Here is a 16,038-nt window from a genome sequence, read left to right as displayed (position 1 = left end):
GCGCGCACCTCGATCCGCGTATCCGCTGGCGCGATATTCGCCCTAAAGCGCGAAGGACACCGAGCCGCCGAACGTCCTGGGGTCGGAGCGGAAGGTGTTGTATCCGATGAAGCCATAGCCAGAGACCGCGTAGTCCCGGTTGGTGAGATTGCGACCCCATATGCTGATCTCGATCCCGGTATCGAGTGCAAGGCTCGCCCCCGCTGACACGGTGAGTACATCCCCCTGGCTCCGCTCCGGCAGTCCCGACGGGTCGAGATAGAACCTGCTACGGAAATTGGCGTTCGCGTTCAGCGCCAAAGCGGCATCACGGCCAATACGGGTTTCGTAGCGGACACGGGCGTTGCCCGAGAACTCGGGAGCGAAGGGCAGCGGTTGGCCATCGTAAAGCTCCGCGTTGCCCCCGATGGCGCTGTCCTGCTCGATCCCCGCGCGGTTCCAGACCGCTCCCAGATCGAGATCAAGACCGCCAATCGGCGTCCAGCCCAACTGACCCTCGATGCCGTAGGACCGGGCCGCATCGAGGTTAGAGAGCGCGTTCGAGACGATGCTCGACCCGTCGGGCAACGCGAACTCGACGAAAATGCGCGCCTGCGGATCCTGATAATCGCTGTAGAAGCCCGCGAAGGAATAGCGCAGCGTTGCCACCCTACCCTTCAAACCCGCCTCGATCGTCGTCACGGTTTCGGCTGCAAACAGGCCCTCGTCGGCATAGTTCAGCGCATCGTTGGCAACCTCGCCATTGAAGCCGCCGGACTTGTAGCCATTCGCAACCGAGAGGTAGGCATTCGCATCGCCCAGATCGTAGCTCAGTGCCGCATTGCCGCTAAGCCGGGTGGTCACGATGACATTGCTGCCCTTCGCCGGGCCGAGGCCATCCCGATCGTTGAAAGCGCGCACGCCGTCGCGGAAAATGTGTATGCCTTGGCCTTCCCCGCGAATATCCTCGTAGCTCAGCCGGAGGCCTGCGGTAAGCGTAAGCCGCCGAGCCAGTTCCAGCCTGTTGTAGGTGAACAGGGCGAGCGAAATGCGCTCCTGCGATATATCAGTGACCAACGTAGATGCGGGTGCGGTGCTGGCAGGAGTTGGGCCAACACGACCAGGCGCGCCGACATAATCGCATGAGCCGACCAGCGTCCGAGGATCGAGCTCGCCGCACCAGATCGTGTACCGCTGGCTGAAATCCTCCAGCGATGCAGCCATCCCCAGTAGAAACGACCCACCGGTGAACTGGCGGCTTAGCCGCGCTTCCTCCGAAAACTGCGCGAAGTCGCGCGCGTAGGAGAGGTTCGCATTCAGCGACGGATTGCCGAAGGGCGCGGCCGTTCCGTCGAAATCGAAACCGTAATTCTGGCGATAGCCTTCGAATGCCGTAAGCGAGAACAGCTGCCAGTCGTCCAGATGAACCGTCAATTCGGCCGAGACACCGTAGAACGCATTGTCGCTACGCTGGATGCCGTCGCCTTCAGATTCAATCTCGTGCTTGTCCAGATCGAGCGCGTCGTTGCGCGGCATCGTGTTGATGCCCTTGTCCTCCTCGTAATGGCCGCGAAGCAGCAGGCGGGGCCCGCCCCGGTCGAGCAACGCCGAAAGGCGAAGGCCGAACTCGTCGGTTTCGCCACTGGCTTCGGGTGGCCCTGCGACATTCTCCAACACGGGTGATCGCTTCACATAGGTACTCGCCAGCCGGGCATAGGCACCATCCCCGATGCGTCCGCCGAACGCAGCGTCGATGTCGACGCGGTCGAAATTGCCGTACCCGAAGCGCGCGTAATTGGCGCCCTCTGCATCGGGTCTACGGCTGACCAGATTGACCGCACCGGCCGATGCATTGCGTCCGTAGAGCGTGCCTTGCGGACCTTTGAGCACCTCGACCCGCGCCAGATCGTAAAGCAGCGCGCCGGTCTGGACGTTGGTCGCCAGGAACACCCCATCGGAATAGACCGCCGCGGCAGTCGGCGTCAGCGCCTGATGGTCGACCGCCCCGATCCCTCTAATCTGGAAGGCGACCTGGGTGCCATTCGCGACCGCAGCTTCGACGCCGGGCAGCAATTCGGCAAGGTCTTCCGCGCCGGTGAAGCCTTGTTCTCGCTGAAGCGCTTCTTCGTCGAGCAGCAAGACCGAGCCCGGGACGTTTTCGATCGGTCGCGGCTGGCGTGTGGCGGTCACCACGATGTCGCCGCCGTCGGCGCCTATGCCCTCATCGGAATCCTGCGCCGCCGCGCAGACGGGAACGCCAGATGCGACAAGCGACATGACCACGTATCCGGAAGGCTTCACTCGAAATCCCTTGAAATGGACACGCTGGTGCGTGACGGGCGCAGCCCTTAAACGCTAGCTGGGGACCCCCGAACATGGCTACGGGACTTCTCCACATCCCCGGCGCAAGGCCGAACCGCGATGCCGCACGCACATGCATCACGATAACCCTTCTCCAGTGTTCATTCGCGCTGCGGAAACAAGAAGCGCGCCGTCTGGCTTGCTTCCGTTTTTGCGACGGCAGTCGGCTGTCCTTGAGCGACGATGGCACCGCCTTGATCGCCAGCGCCGGGGCCCATGTCGATCAGCCAGTCGCTCTGTTCGGCAACCCGCATGTTATGCTCAACCACGATGACTGTGTTGCCCGCGTCGACCAACCGGTTGAGTTGCACCAGCAACATCGCAACATCCGACGGGTGCAGGCCTGCTGTGGGCTCGTCGAGAATGTAGAGCGTGTCGTCTCGCTGAGCGCGCTGCAGTTCGGTGGCGAGCTTGATCCGCTGCGCCTCGCCACCTGAAAGCTCGGTTGCCGGCTGGCCCAGACGGAGATAGCCAAGACCAACCTCGAGCAAGGCTTCCAAAGCTCGCTGGATCGGGGGCTCGTCGGCGAAGAAATCGTGCGCCTTGGCGACGGTCAGGTCCAGCACCTCGGCAATATTCCTGCCGCGATAGGTGATTTCCAGTGTTTCGGGATTGTAGCGCTGCCCGTTGCATTCTGGGCATGGCGTGTAGACGCTCGGCAGGAATAGCAGTTCGACACTCACAAACCCGGCGCCTTCGCAGTTCGGGCATCGGCCCTTCACCACATTGAAGGAAAACCGGCCGACCCCGTAACCCCTGTCCTTTGCCTCGGGCGTGGCGGCGAACAGCTTGCGCACATGATCGAACAGACCCGTGTAAGTCGCCAGATTGGACCGCGGGGTGCGCCCGATGGGCTTCTGATCGACGGTTACCAGGCGTTTGATCATGGCTGTTCCGTCCGCGATTCTGCCACCTGTAGGCGTTTCCGGATCGCCATCCATCAGGTCGATTTCGGGAGTGGCGGGTTCCGCAACAGGCTTTTGCCCCAGCGCTTCTGTCACCAGCTCGACAAGTGCCTGGCTGATCAGGCTCGATTTGCCCGAACCCGAAACGCCGGTAACCGTGGTAAGCACCCCGAACGGAAGTGCGACATCCAGGCCCCGCAAATTGTTGCGCTCGATCTGTTCCAGCTTCAGCCAGCCGGTCGGCTCTCGCAGAGTGCGCTGCGCGGCCGAGGCAGCAGCAAAAAGGTGTTTGCCGGTTTGCGACCGGCTGACCTCGCGCAATCCGTCGACCGGTCCGGAGTAAACCACTTCGCCGCCGCCCGTGCCCGCAGCGGGGCCGATATCGACAATCCAGTCGGCGTGGTTGATGACACTCACATCGTGTTCCACCACGAACAGTGAGTTACCGGCACCTTTGAGCTCATCCAATGCATTTAGCAAAGCCTGCGTATCCGACGGGTGCAGTCCGGCTGATGGCTCATCGAGGACATAGACCACGCCGAACAATTGGGAGCGAATCTGCGTTGCGAGCCGCAAGCGCTGCATTTCACCCGGAGAGAGCGTCGGCGTGCTCCGCTCAAGAGAGAGGTAGCCCAGCCCCAGCCTTGTCAGCGCCTCGACGCGGGCCAGAATATCGCCGACGATGCGCTGCGCCACGATCGCCTTCTCGGGGTGCGAAGCGTCGGCTTCCGTCGCCGTCTCGCCGCGCAGGCGTTCGGCCAGTCCGGACAAGGTCAGCTGGGACAATTCGGCAATATCCAGACCGCCAAAGGTGACCGATAGCGACTCTTTTTTCAGCTTCTTGCCGCCGCATTCGGGACATTGCGATATCTGCATGAACCGGGCCACACGCTTCTTCGTCAGCTGGCTCTGCGTAGTCGCAAACGAATGCTCGACGTATCGCTTCGCACTGGCGAAGGTGCCCATATAGCTGGGCGATTGATCTCGTTTGATTGCCTCTTTCACCTGGCTCACGTCGAAACCCGGATAGACCGGCACCTTCGGCGTCTCGTCGGTGAACAATATCCAGTCCCGGTCCGCGCGGGGAAGGTCTTTCCACGGGGTGTCGATATCATGGCCAAGGGTGGTCAGGATGCGGCTCAGGTTCTTCCCTTGCCAAGCAGGAGGCCAGGCTGCGATGGCCCCATCCCTGATCGTCTTGCTATCGTCCGGAACGAGGAGCTTCTCGGTCGCTTCGAACACCCGTCCGATGCCGTGGCAGCGCGGACACGCGCCTTCGGGCGTGTTCGGAGAAAAGGAATTCGCATAAAGGATCGTTTGCCCATCGGGGTATCGCCCGGCGCGCGAGTAGAGCATCCGCAATCCGTTGGAGATCGTCGTGACGCTGCCGACGGATGATCTTGTGGAGGGCGCTCCGCGTTGCTGCTGGAGCGCCACGGCGGGGGGAAGCCCGTCGATCCTATCGACATCGGGTTCGCCCACCTGGTCGATCAAACGCCGCGCATAGGGCGATACGGAATCGAGATAGCGCCGCTGCGATTCCGCGAAGAGCGTCGAGAACGCGAGCGATGACTTTCCAGACCCGGAAATGCCTGTGAAGACGACCAGCGCATCGCGCGGCACGTCGACGTCGATGTTTTTCAGATTGTGAACGCGCGCACCACGGACCTTCACACAATTCTCGGAACCTGAAGTGCCCTTGCGGCTTTGAGCTGACCCGATTTTTCTATCCTTACCAAGTTGTCAGTCCAGCGGCGCGAAACGCCGGAAGCGAAACCCACAAAGATGCAGGCGCTCTATGCTGAACGGCCACAACGCCCGGTTGATCCACAGCCGAACAGGCTTGGGACGATGTGTCATCGATAACGAGAGAATATCTGTGCACCCGGCACAGAATTGGTAGCGGAGGAGGGACTCGAACCCCCGACACGCGGATTATGATTCCGCTGCTCTAACCACCTGAGCTACTCCGCCCCAATGTCGCCATACCACATACGGCATGAGGCCTGCCGGAGCGGTTAGCTCGACGACAGGCGGCGCTCTTAGGGTGCAGGCGCACGGCGGTCAAGCACCACCGTTTCCAACGATATCAGGCGCGCGCCCTGCCCCTGAAATTCACGTCGTCCACCTGCGTCCAGGGACCGCCTTCGTAGCGGTGGATGCCGAGCCCGCGGAAGGCGAAAGGGCGTTCTGCGACCAGCGGGGCCAATTCAGCCTGCAGGGCCTTCGCTTCGTTCTTGGAGACCTTGTTCTGGACCGTGATGTGGAGCCGCTTGCCGCCTGCGTCCTGATCGGTCAGCAGGCCGTGAAAATGTTCGGCCAGCATCGCGCGCAGGCGCAGGATGCCCTCGCTCTCCAGCCGGATGGCGGTCCCGCCGCCGAGTGACATGATCCCGACGATCCGCGCCTCGACCGGCGCGAACTCCTTGGCGAGTTGGCGGACTTGCTGGACGACCTCGGCTTCGCAGAAACCGGGCAGCGCGTGGAACAGCGTTACGTGGGCCGCAAGGTAATTGCGCTCGGGCGGGAAATGCGCGGTGCGTAGGGCGGTCGCCCAACCTTGCAACCCATCGGGCAACTGGGCGGTCAGGATCAGTGGCTGGTCGCCCATGAGCCGGTGCTACATCTCTCCGCGTTCGCGGCGCAGCCGGTACCATTCGGCGACGTTGGCGTTGTGCTCTTCCAGCGTCTCCGCGAACTCGTGCCCACCGGTGCCGTCGGCGACCATGAACAGCGCTTCGGTCTCTGCCGGGTTCAGCACCGCCGCAATCGCCTCGCGCCCGGGGTTCGTGATCGGCCCGGTTGGTAGGCCCACGCGCGTATAGGTGTTGTACCCGTTGACCGCCGCGATTTCCGACTGGCGGATGCGCCGCCCCAGCGGCTTGCCCTTCGTGATCGGATAAATGATCGTCGGGTCGGCCTGCAGCAGCATGCCCTCCTTGACCCGGTTCGAATAGAGCCCCGCGACCATCCGGCGTTCGCGCGCCACGCCGGTTTCCTTCTCGACGATCGAGGCGAGCGTCACCGCGTCTTGGATATTGTCGACCGCGATATCCTTCGCACGCTTGGGCCAGGCCTCGGCAAGGTAGTTGCGCATCGCCGCCTGCATGCGAGCGAGCACCGCCGAGCGCTCCTCCCCCCGCTCGAAATCGTAGGTGTCGGGCAGTACGCTGCCTTCCTTGGGAACGGGGATTTCCCCGGTCAGCAGGTCTTCGGCCATCAGCGTTTCGAAGACGAGGATCGAGGGCATGCCTTCGGGGATCGTGACGAACCGCCGGATCACCTCGCCATGCTGCAGCGTGTCGAGGATCGCCGCCGGGCTGGAGCCGCCTTCCAGCAGAAACTCGCCCGCCTTGATCGGATCGCCGCTGCCCAGCACCTTCGCCCGCAGCAGGAATGCCTGCTGGTTGGCGATCAGCCCCTCTTCGCGAAGCTGGCCCGCAACCGAGGTGAGCGTCGAGCCCGAGCGGACGATGAACGATGTGTCATCCTCGCTCGGACCGGGGCCGTACCAGCCCCACGTGAACCAACCGCCCGCAACCGCAGTGACGATCAACACCAATGCGGCGAGCGCGCGAAGCATCAGTCGGGTTTCTTCATCACGAGGCTGGCATTGGTGCCGCCGAAGCCGAAGCTGTTGTTAAGAACGGCCTTCACTTCGCGCTTCTTCGCGGTGTGCGGCACCAGGTCGACGCCTTCGGTGCCCTCGTCCGGATCGTCGAGGTTGAGCGTGGGCGGGACTATCTGGTCGCGAATGGCGAGGATGCAGAAGATGCTCTCCACTGCCCCCGCACCGCCGAGGAGATGCCCGATCGCCGACTTGGTGCTGCTCATCGAAGCGCCGCCAAGATCGTCGCCGAACACGCGCTTGGCCGCCGCGAGTTCGATCGTGTCGGCCATGGTCGAGGTGCCGTGGGCGTTGATGTAGTCGATATCGGAAGGTTCGAGCCCCGCCTTGCGCAGCGCCATCCGCATGGAGAGTTCGGCGCCCTTGCCTTCCGGATGCGGAGCCGTGACGTGATAGGCATCGCCCGACAGGCCGTAGCCGACGACTTCGGCGTAGATTTTCGCGCCGCGCGCCTTAGCGTGCTCGTACTCTTCCAGCACGACCACCCCCGCGCCCTCGCCCAGCACGAAGCCTTCGCGATTGCGATCATAGGGACGGCTCGCCTGCTCGGGTCGGTCGTTATAACCGGTGTTGAGCGCGCGGGCCTGCGCGAAGCCGGCGATGCCGAGCGGGTTGATGGTCGACTCCGAGCCTCCCGCCAGCATGATGTCCGCATCGTCGTCGCGAATCATGCGCGCCGCATCGCCGATCGAGTGCGCACCGGTGGAACAGGCGGTGACCACGGCATGGTTGGGGCCCATCAGGCCATAACGGATCGAAACCTGCCCGCTGATGAGGTTGATAATGCGCCCGTGGACGAAGTGCGGACTGACCCGGCCCGGTCCGCGCTCGTGCAGGTTGACCGATTCATATTCGATCCCCGGCAGGCCGCCGATCCCTGCGCCGATCGAAACGCCGGTGCGCTCCTTGGTCGCCTGATCCATCTCGGTTAGGCCGGCATCCTCGATCGCCTGCCCGGCCGCATCGAGGCCGTAAACGATGAAGGGATCGACTTGGCGCTGGATCTTGGTGTCGACGCGCTTGTCGGGATCGAAGCCCCACTCGTGATCCTTGCCCTTCACCTCGCAGGCGATGGTCGCCTTCTGGTTGGACGCATCGAAGCGGGTGATCGGCCCCGCCCCGCTCTTGCCAGCAATGAGGTTTTCCCAAGTGGTTTCGACATCGCCCCCCAGCGGGGTGACGAGGCCAAGACCGGTAACAACGACGCGGCGCATATTCTTCTCCAAAAACAGCACAGGCCCGGCCCGCTAACCGGGTCGGGCCTGCAAATGGCGGCGGCGCGGGCCCCCGCAAGAACGCAATGGGCTCAGCCCTTGTGCTCTTCGATATACTTGGTGGCATCGCCCACGGTGCTGATCTTCTCAGCCGCATCGTCGGGGATTTCCACACCGAATTCTTCTTCGAAAGCCATCACCAGTTCGACGATGTCGAGGCTGTCCGCGCCCAGATCGTCGATGAAGCTCGCATCCTGCGTGACCTTGTCGGCTTCCACACCCAGGTGCTCGACGACAATCTTCTGTACGCGGTCGGCAGTATCGCTCATTACCTATGCCCTCTCGACATCTTGCTGTTGCTAATCACGAACGCCCTATCCAAGCGCTTGATCCTGCGCAAGGGGTGTAGGCCGCGCAGCATCACAAAGCCTGTCGACCACCGGGGCCAAACGCGCCACCACCCCCTGCCCGAGGCAGTGCGTGCCTACTGGGGCTCACGGCTTTCCAGTTGGCTTTCGGCAGCAAGGTACAAACCGATCCGCCGCAGACCGGCCTGCGCCTCGTCATCGGACGTCTTGTCTGCCAGAGCCTGCCCGTAATACTGCTCGGCAGTCGCGAAATCGCCGACCTGCTCCGCACACAGGCCGAGGTTGAACAGTAGCGAGGGGTGCGCGCCGATGGCCGGCTCCAGCGCAGCGAATGCTTCGCAAGCCCCGCGCTCGTCCTGCTTGGTCAGTCGGATCGCGTCGCGGAACGCCTTCGACGCGTCGCGCGGCATCCCCTTGCGGCGCTCCATGATCCGGATATCCTCGATCGCCTGGACTGGCGCGAGCGCACGCCTCACGTCGTCGGCTGCACCGGCCAGTGCCAGATCGACGGCGGGCGCGATAAGCGGCTCGTCATCGTAACCGGGGCAGTAACTCAACACCTCGCTGCGTGAGAGCCGTTCGGACCACAGAATATGGCCCTCGGCGGATCTCAGATTGGCGCGTGGCCGCACGTCGATAGCCAGCCGCACGCACGCGAGGTCCACCTTTTCGCGGCGGACGCAGTCTCCATCTTCGTCTTCTTCCACGCAAATCTTGCGCTGCTGGGAGAATTCGGTTTCGGTAACGCGCACCCGCGCCCCGCCACCGAGTATCGCATCGGCTTTGCCTGCCTGGGAGCGGTGGAGCAGCGTAAAATAGGGCTGACCGTCGATCGCCGCATCCAGCAGCCGGTCTTCGATCCGATTGGCGAAGTCGCTGCCCTCGCGCCCCGCGAAGCGATCGATCGCGATGGTTCGAACGGCTGCGGCCTCATCGCTTGCGGCCGGATAGATGGTTTCGACCCTGAGTGTTTCGGCCTGCGCATTCGCGCCGCCCAACAGCATCGCGGCAATCGAACCCGTCAAGATCTGCTTCAGCATCGTCCTCGCTCCCTGTTGCTCGCACAGATCATGCACGGCGAACCTGTCACGAGGATGAGCGACCGCCGGGGCGGCCGTTCAGCAGTCCTTGGCGATCAGGCGTCGCCTGCGCGGTCGACGCGGGTCGCCTCGGGGCTATCCGGTTTCGGCTGCTCGACCGTGCGGATCGAAAGTTCGCGCAGCTGCTTGGGGCTGACGATGCTGGGAGCGCCCATCATCAGATCCTGCGCGCGCTGGTTCATCGGGAAAGCAATAACTTCGCGGATGTTGGGCTCGTCGGCCAGCAGCATCACGATCCGGTCGATCCCCGGTGCGGAGCCGCCATGCGGCGGTGCGCCAAGCTTGAACGCTTCGAGCATCCCGCCGAAATTCTCCTCGACGTCGGCCTTCGAATAGCCAGCAACTTCGAACGCCTTGTACATGATGTCCGGACGATGGTTCCGGATCGCGCCTGAGCTGAGTTCGTAGCCGTTGCACACGATGTCGTACTGCCACGCCTTGATGTCGAGCGGGTCCTGGGTTTCCAGCGCCTCCATCTCGCCCTGCGGCATCGAGAAGGGGTTGTGGCTGAAATCGACGCGCTTCAGTTCCTCGTCATACTCGAACATCGGGAAGTCGACGATCCAGCAGAACTTGAAGCAGCCCTGCTCGATCAGCTCGAGCTGCTCGCCCACGCGCGTGCGTGCGGCACCGGCCAGCTTCTCGACTTCCTTCGGCTTGCCAGCCGCGAAGAACAGGCCGTCGTTTTCGCCAAGGCCCAGCTCGTCGTAGAGTTTGGCCATTTCCTCGGGCCCGTGGTTCTTGGCGATCGGCCCGCCGAACTCGCCACCCTTGCGGGTGACGTAGCCAAGGCCCGAATAGCCTTCGCGCCGCGCCCAGTCGTTCATCTCGTCGAAGAACTTGCGGCTCTTCTCGTTGGTGTTCGGCGCAGGGATCGCGCGCACGATGCCGCCACCGCCGACGATCTTCTCGAAAATGCCGAAGCCAGACTTTTCGAAATGGTGCGTGACGTCGGTGATGATGATCGGGTTGCGCAGGTCCGGCTTGTCGCTGCCGTACTTGAGCATTGCCTCGGCATAGGGAATGCGCGGGAATTCGCCCGCGGGCGTCACGCTCTTGCCGCCCGAGAATTCCTCGAACACGCCTGCCAGCACCGGCTCGATCGCCTGGAAGACGTCTTCCTGCGTTACGAAGCTCATTTCGAAGTCGAGCTGGTAGAACTCGGGGCTGCGATCGGCGCGCAGGTCTTCGTCGCGGAAGCACGGCGCGATCTGGAAGTAGCGGTCGAACCCGGCGACCATCAGCAGTTGCTTGAACATCTGCGGTGCCTGCGGGAGCGCATAGAAGCGGCCCGGGTGCAGACGGCTGGGCACCAGATAGTCGCGCGCGCCTTCGGGCGAGGATGCGCCGAGGATCGGCGTCTGGAATTCGGAAAAACCCTGGTCGATCATGCGTTTGCGCAGCGAAGTTATCACGCGGTTGCGCAGCATGATGTTGGCGTGAACCCGTTCGCGCCGCAGATCGACGAAGCGGTACTTGAGGCGAATGTCCTCAGGATATTCCTGCTCGCCCGCGACCGGCAGCGGCAGTTCCTCGGCCATCGACTGCACGGTGGCGGACTTCGCGAAGACCTCGATATCGCCGGTCGGCAGGTTCGCGTTGCGGGTTTCCTGCGAGCGCGCCTTCACGACGCCGTCGATGGTGATGACGCTTTCGGACTTGAGCGAATCGAGCAGGCCCAAAGCCTCGCTATCCTCGTCCGCAACGATCTGGGTGATCCCGTAATGGTCGCGCAAGTCGATGAACAGGACGCCGCCATGATCGCGTTTGCGGTGGACCCAGCCAGACAGGCGAACGGTATCGCCGACATGGCTTTCGCGGAGCTGTGCGCAGTTATGAGTGCGATAGGCGTGCATCGTGGAACTTTCCGGTTCGGGGATTAGGCGCTAGGGGCATGGCCGAAGCTCGACGGCGAAAACCCTGAAAGCTTGCGCGCTAACAGGCGATAGGCCCGGTTTTGTCAAGCCGGGTGCACGCCTGACGGAGGGGTTTTGCGACCCCGAGGGCGGTACTCCGCCCGGCTGGAGAACGACTGAAATATGAAAATCCACGACCTGATTACCACCACCGATGCGCTGGCAGACCTGTGCGAAAGGTTGGGCCAGAACGACTTTGTGTGCGTGGATACCGAGTTCATGCGGGAAAACACCTATTGGCCCGAACTCTGCCTGATCCAGATCGGCGACGAGAACGAGGCTGCGGCAATCGACCCGCTGGCCGACGGGATCGACCTGAAACCGCTGCTCGACCTGCTGACCGAGAACGAGGACGTCCTGAAGATCTTTCACGCAGGCAGCCAGGATGTGGAGATCTTCTACAACCTCACCGGCAAGACCCCGCACCCGATCTTCGACACCCAGATCGCGATGATGGCGATCAGCCAGTCCGAACAGATCGGTTACGCCAATCTGGTGGAGCATTGGCTCGACAAGACGATCGACAAGGGTGCACGCTTCACCGATTGGAGCCGCCGCCCGCTGACCGACCGTCAACTGGAATACGCAATCGGCGACGTGACCTACCTCGCCAAGATATTCCCCCGAATACTGAAAAAGCTGATCAAGACTGATCGCGGCATGTGGCTCAATGCCGAGATGGACAAGCTGGCCGATCCGGAAAACTACGCGATCGAGCCCGACAAGGCGTGGAAGCGCATCCGTGCGCAGGGCCGCAATCCGCAGGTGCTCGGGCGGCTGAAGGCGCTGGCCGCATGGCGCGAGGGCGAAGCGCAGCACAAGAACATCCCGCGCGGGCGGATCATGCGTGACGAGACGCTGGCCGACGTAGCCTCCCATCCGCCCAAGAAACAGGCCGACCTCGCCAAGGTTCGCGGCCTCTCGAATGCCTGGAAGGATAACGAAATCGGCAATCGCCTGATGGGCGTCATCGAAAATGCCGATCCGCTACCCGCAGACGAAATGCCCGCACGCACCAGTCGCGGTGCGCCGCTGGGCAAGGAAGGCGCGCTGGTCGCCGACCTGCTCAAGCTGCTGCTCAAGATTCGCGCGAGAGAAATCGACGTTGCCCCCCGCCTGCTTACCCGCTCGGGCGAACTGGAACAGCTGGCCGCCGGAGTGCGGGACCTGCCGATTCTCGACGGCTGGCGCCGCGAAGTGTTTGGCAAGGATGCGCTCGATCTCGTCGAAGGCAAGCTCGCCTTCGCGGTCGAGAAGGGTAAGCTCAAGATGACCCATATTGACGATGAGGTGGAAGGGTAGGCCCCGATGTCGACCTACCTACCCACGATCCGACAGCTGCAATATCTCGTCGCGCTGCACGAGCATGGCCATTTCGGCCGCGCCGCGGAGGCGAGCTTCGTGTCGCAATCAACGCTTTCCGCGGGTATCCGCGAGCTTGAGACCCTGCTGGACGTGACTCTGGTGGAGCGCAGCCGCCGCGTTGTCCGCTTCACCCCGCTCGGCCAGCAGGTCGTGGAGAAGGCGCATGCCTTGCTACGGCAAGCCGAAGACCTGTCGGACCTCGTGCGCGCGGCGGGCCAGCCGCTAACCGGTAAGTTGCGGATGAGCGTAATCCCGACCATCGCGCCCTTCCTGCTACCGCGCATCCTCCCCCGCCTGCGCAAGGAGCGGCCCGAGCTCGAATTGTTCCTGCGCGAGGAAACCAGCAGCGACGCGGTGGAATCGCTCCATCACGGTCGGGTCGATTGCGTGCTGCTCGCCCTTCCCTTCCCCACGGGCGAAGTAGAGCAGGCGATCATCGGCAAGGACCGCTTCTTTGTCGCCTATCCAGGCGACGAACCGCGCGAGCTGCCCGAGGAAATCCGCCCCGCGATGATCGAAGACGGCCGCCTGTTGCTCTTGGAAGACGGGCACTGCCTGAAGGAGCATGCGCTGGCCGCGTGCAACCGGCCCGAATTGCGCGGCGCCACCAGTATGATCGGCACTTCGCTCCATACGCTGGTCCAGATGGTCGATAATGGCCTTGGCGTAACCATGCTGCCCGAAATGGCGCTCGACGCGGGAATTCTGAACGGCACCAGCGTGATCGCGCGGCCGCTCGACTCCCCCGCTGCGACCCGGGATATTGCATTGATCTGGCGAAAGAACTCGCCACGGGCGACCGACTTCGACCTCCTCGCGGACGAGTTACGCACAGGCTGATTGCCTCAACGGATCCATAGATCACTGTCGGTTTTTACGAGAAAACCCGAGACAAAGGGCGGGTTTCTGTGTCAAACCCCCATATGGCTGCGGTACGGACCGGTGGCCAGCTTGGTGCGAGATGCACATCGATCAGTAGATGATCGACCGTGCGAAACAAGCTTGGGGAATCGTTTTGACGGGGAACAGTCCGGATAATCGAGGGGGTGCGCGCTCGACCATTGCCCCCCGTGCCTTCGAAGATGAGGTACCGCGCAACATCGTCACGGAAATCGTTTCTCGACCGCGCCTTCATCCCCACATCATCACTTTCGCGAACGAAAAGGGCGGCGTCGGCAAATCGACCCTGGCTTTTCACGTCACCGTAGCCCTCGCCCATGCAGGCAGGAAAGTCGTCGCGATCGATCTCGACCGACGCCAACGCACTCTCGAGCGCGGGTTGACCTATCGAGGAGGCACCGCAAGCAACCTCGGCATTGCGCTGCCCTGCGCGCAATACGCGGTTCTCGATCAGCCCAGCACGGCCTCGCTTTACCAGACAATCAATCGGCTCGGCGGCGATGCGGATTTCGTGGTCCTCGATGCGGCTGGCGCGGATTCGCCGATTTTCCGCCGGGTGGTTGCCCTGGCCGATACGCTCATCACGCCGATCAATGCTTCGTTTCTCGACCTGGAGTTGTTGGGCCGGCTCAACCCGGTCAGCGGTATTCCCGAGAGCGCTGGATGCTTCGGCCAGACCGTTTCGGACCTGCGCCGGGAAAAGCTCGCTCACCAGCTTGGGCGGACCGATTGGGTCGTGGTCAAGAACCGTGTGCGTTCGGCCGAAAAGCGGCATATCGGCAGGGTCGATCAAGCGCTCGAACGCCTCTCTGTCGCGCACGACTTTCGCATCGGACAAGGGTTGAGCGAGCGGGTGGCCTTCCGAGAGCTTTTCCAGTTCGGGCTGACCCATCTCGATCTCGATCTGATCCCGGGCATGACCCAGCCCCAGGCATCCAGCCGGAGCGAGATCGCGGCCTTGATCGCCGACCTCGGCTTGCAGGTGGAGCCGCGTGTGCGCGCGTCGGCAGCGCAGCGCCCGGCTGCGCGCGTGCTCAAGCAGACGCGGGAGAATTTCCGCGCCGCGCTCAACGCGTCGATTTAGATAGCGGGCGCTCGCAAGCGGAAGTCAGGCCGCCTGCGCATGATCTTCGGCAATCAGGATTCTGTTGCGGCCGCCTTCTTTTGCCCGATAAAGCGCTTCGTCCGCAGCCGCCAGCGCATCGCGCGGGTCGGCAAAGCTGGATACGTCGGCAATACCGCCCGAGAAGGTGACGATCCCGAACGGCTTGTCGGTCCGGCGATTGATCATGCGGCGCTGCGCTAGTTCCTCGCGAGCCGCATCGAGCCGCGCCAGCGCATCAGCACGGCCGAGGCCGCGGAACAACATGGCGAATTCTTCGCCGCCGTGACGGGCGATGTAGCAATCCTCGCGGCAAATGGTCGCAAGTGTCTGCGCGACGACCCGGATGATCCGGTCGCCCGCTTCATGACCATGGGTGTCGTTGATCGCCTTGAACCGGTCAATATCGCAAAATGCGACGCAGAGCGGCTCACCCGAAGTCCGCCCCTCACCATATTCGGCGTTCAGCACGGCTTCGAAGGCGCGGCGATTGGGCAGCCCGGTGAGATAATCGACCTCCGCATCGCGGCGCGCCCGGTCTAGGTTTTCGCGCAATCTCGCGGTTTCGAGTTCGCTCTTGCGCAATTCCTCTTCGGTTTGGCGCGATCGAGCGAGCATCGCCTTGGCAAAATCCGCGAGACCCGCGATCATCTGGTCCTGATCGAGCGGGCCCGAGAGATCGTCGACCCTGCGCTCAAGCTCGTCGCCGTATTCGGTCGTCGCAAGCCGCACGTTCTTCGTCGCCCGCGACAATTGCTCGATCCCGCTCTCCAGCTTCTTGGCGAGATCCTTCACCGCCCGATCGCCCCCTCCCGAAGAATCGGCCGAAACCTCTGCAAGCCATTGCGCCGTCAGGGGCATGCATTCCAGCTTGCGCTCATCGACCGCGCGATTGAGCGCCGGGTTGAGGCCCGAGCAGACCTCGTGGGCCGAGGCCAGACTGGCCGGGGTTATCTCGAGATCGTGATCGAGCAGAAAATTGCGAATATCGTTGGCGAGGCGTCGTCGCGCCCGGCGCTCTGCTTTCGTCGAAGCTGCAGGAGCGCTCTCGTGCGCTTCGGGTTCGCCGGCAGGTCGGTGTCCGAATAGGCCGATACGGTGCAGGATCGTGCCTGCGTTTGCTTGTTCGATATGAACCGGTTGCGTCGCCATGCCGCTCAATAGGCCGTGAATTCTTTATTCACTGCTAAAGGCGCGAAG

Annotated in this window: 12 protein-coding genes and 1 tRNA gene; 3 read left to right on the top strand and 10 right to left on the bottom strand. The window is 63.0% G+C overall.

From position 1 onward, the window contains the following. Positions 1–42: 42 nt before the first annotated feature. The 9 genes from AAG612_RS00590 to aspS all read right to left on the bottom strand — a co-directional run bounded on the left by AAG612_RS00590 (position 43) and on the right by aspS (position 11,411). Positions 43–2,280 (bottom strand): TonB-dependent receptor, encoded by a 2,238-nt coding sequence (locus tag AAG612_RS00590; protein ID WP_342506206.1) that lies wholly within the window; start codon positions 2,278–2,280, stop codon positions 43–45. Between the two features lie 161 nt (positions 2,281–2,441). Further along, a complete protein-coding gene (uvrA, locus tag AAG612_RS00585) occupies positions 2,442–4,601 on the bottom strand; it encodes an excinuclease ABC subunit UvrA (RefSeq protein WP_425341821.1) in 2,160 nt (719 codons plus the stop codon). Between the two features lie 541 nt (positions 4,602–5,142). After that, positions 5,143–5,219 (bottom strand) — tRNA-Met (locus tag AAG612_RS00580). 115 nt (positions 5,220–5,334) lie between these two features. Next, positions 5,335–5,856 carry a 2'-5' RNA ligase family protein gene (locus tag AAG612_RS00575; protein WP_342506204.1) on the bottom strand — a complete coding sequence of 174 codons (522 nt, stop codon included), beginning with the start codon at positions 5,854–5,856 and terminating at the stop codon, positions 5,335–5,337. Positions 5,857–5,865: 9 nt separating this feature from the next. Continuing rightward, a complete protein-coding gene (gene mltG, locus AAG612_RS00570; protein WP_342506203.1) occupies positions 5,866–6,828 on the bottom strand; it encodes an endolytic transglycosylase MltG in 963 nt (320 codons plus the stop codon). After that, positions 6,828–8,087: a beta-ketoacyl-ACP synthase II gene (gene fabF, locus AAG612_RS00565; protein WP_342506202.1), complete on the bottom strand. Its 1,260-nt coding sequence runs from the start codon at positions 8,085–8,087 to the stop codon at positions 6,828–6,830. Before fabF ends, mltG begins: the two co-directional genes overlap by 1 nt. Positions 8,088–8,179: 92 nt before the next feature. Beyond that, positions 8,180–8,416, bottom strand: coding sequence for an acyl carrier protein (locus AAG612_RS00560; protein WP_010412439.1), 237 nt, complete (start codon positions 8,414–8,416; stop codon positions 8,180–8,182). Between the two features lie 155 nt (positions 8,417–8,571). Then, positions 8,572–9,495 carry a hypothetical protein gene (locus tag AAG612_RS00555; protein WP_342506195.1) on the bottom strand — a complete coding sequence of 308 codons (924 nt, stop codon included), beginning with the start codon at positions 9,493–9,495 and terminating at the stop codon, positions 8,572–8,574. A 95-nt stretch (positions 9,496–9,590) separates the two neighbouring features. Then, on the bottom strand, positions 9,591–11,411 hold the full coding sequence (gene aspS, locus AAG612_RS00550) for an aspartate--tRNA ligase (RefSeq protein WP_342506194.1): 1,821 nt from the start codon (positions 11,409–11,411) through the stop codon (positions 9,591–9,593). A gap of 183 nt (positions 11,412–11,594) precedes the next feature. On the opposite strand from aspS, the gene rnd reads away from it, so the two are divergent. The 3 genes from rnd (at position 11,595) to AAG612_RS00535 (ending at position 14,820) form a co-directional block, all read left to right on the top strand. Further along, positions 11,595–12,773 carry a ribonuclease D gene (gene rnd, locus AAG612_RS00545; protein WP_342506192.1) on the top strand — a complete coding sequence of 393 codons (1,179 nt, stop codon included), beginning with the start codon at positions 11,595–11,597 and terminating at the stop codon, positions 12,771–12,773. Positions 12,774–12,779: 6 nt separating this feature from the next. Next, positions 12,780–13,676 (top strand): hydrogen peroxide-inducible genes activator, encoded by an 897-nt coding sequence (locus tag AAG612_RS00540; RefSeq protein ID WP_342506190.1) that lies wholly within the window; start codon positions 12,780–12,782, stop codon positions 13,674–13,676. Between the two features lie 139 nt (positions 13,677–13,815). Next, positions 13,816–14,820, top strand: coding sequence for a division plane positioning ATPase MipZ (locus AAG612_RS00535; RefSeq protein WP_342506189.1), 1,005 nt, complete (start codon positions 13,816–13,818; stop codon positions 14,818–14,820). A 24-nt stretch (positions 14,821–14,844) separates the two neighbouring features. On the opposite strand, the gene AAG612_RS00530 is transcribed toward AAG612_RS00535, so the two are convergent. Next, complete coding sequence (locus AAG612_RS00530; protein WP_342506187.1) at positions 14,845–15,990, bottom strand: GGDEF domain-containing protein; 1,146 nt, start codon at positions 15,988–15,990, stop codon at positions 14,845–14,847. Positions 15,991–16,038: the final 48 nt, after the last annotated feature.

It is taken from the genome of Citromicrobium bathyomarinum (assembly GCF_038594605.1).
GTDB classification, from domain to species: domain Bacteria; phylum Pseudomonadota; class Alphaproteobacteria; order Sphingomonadales; family Sphingomonadaceae; genus Alteriqipengyuania; species Alteriqipengyuania bathyomarina_B.
The sequence above is the reverse complement of the archived record's forward strand: the minus strand, read 5'-3'. Positions and strand labels throughout refer to the sequence as shown.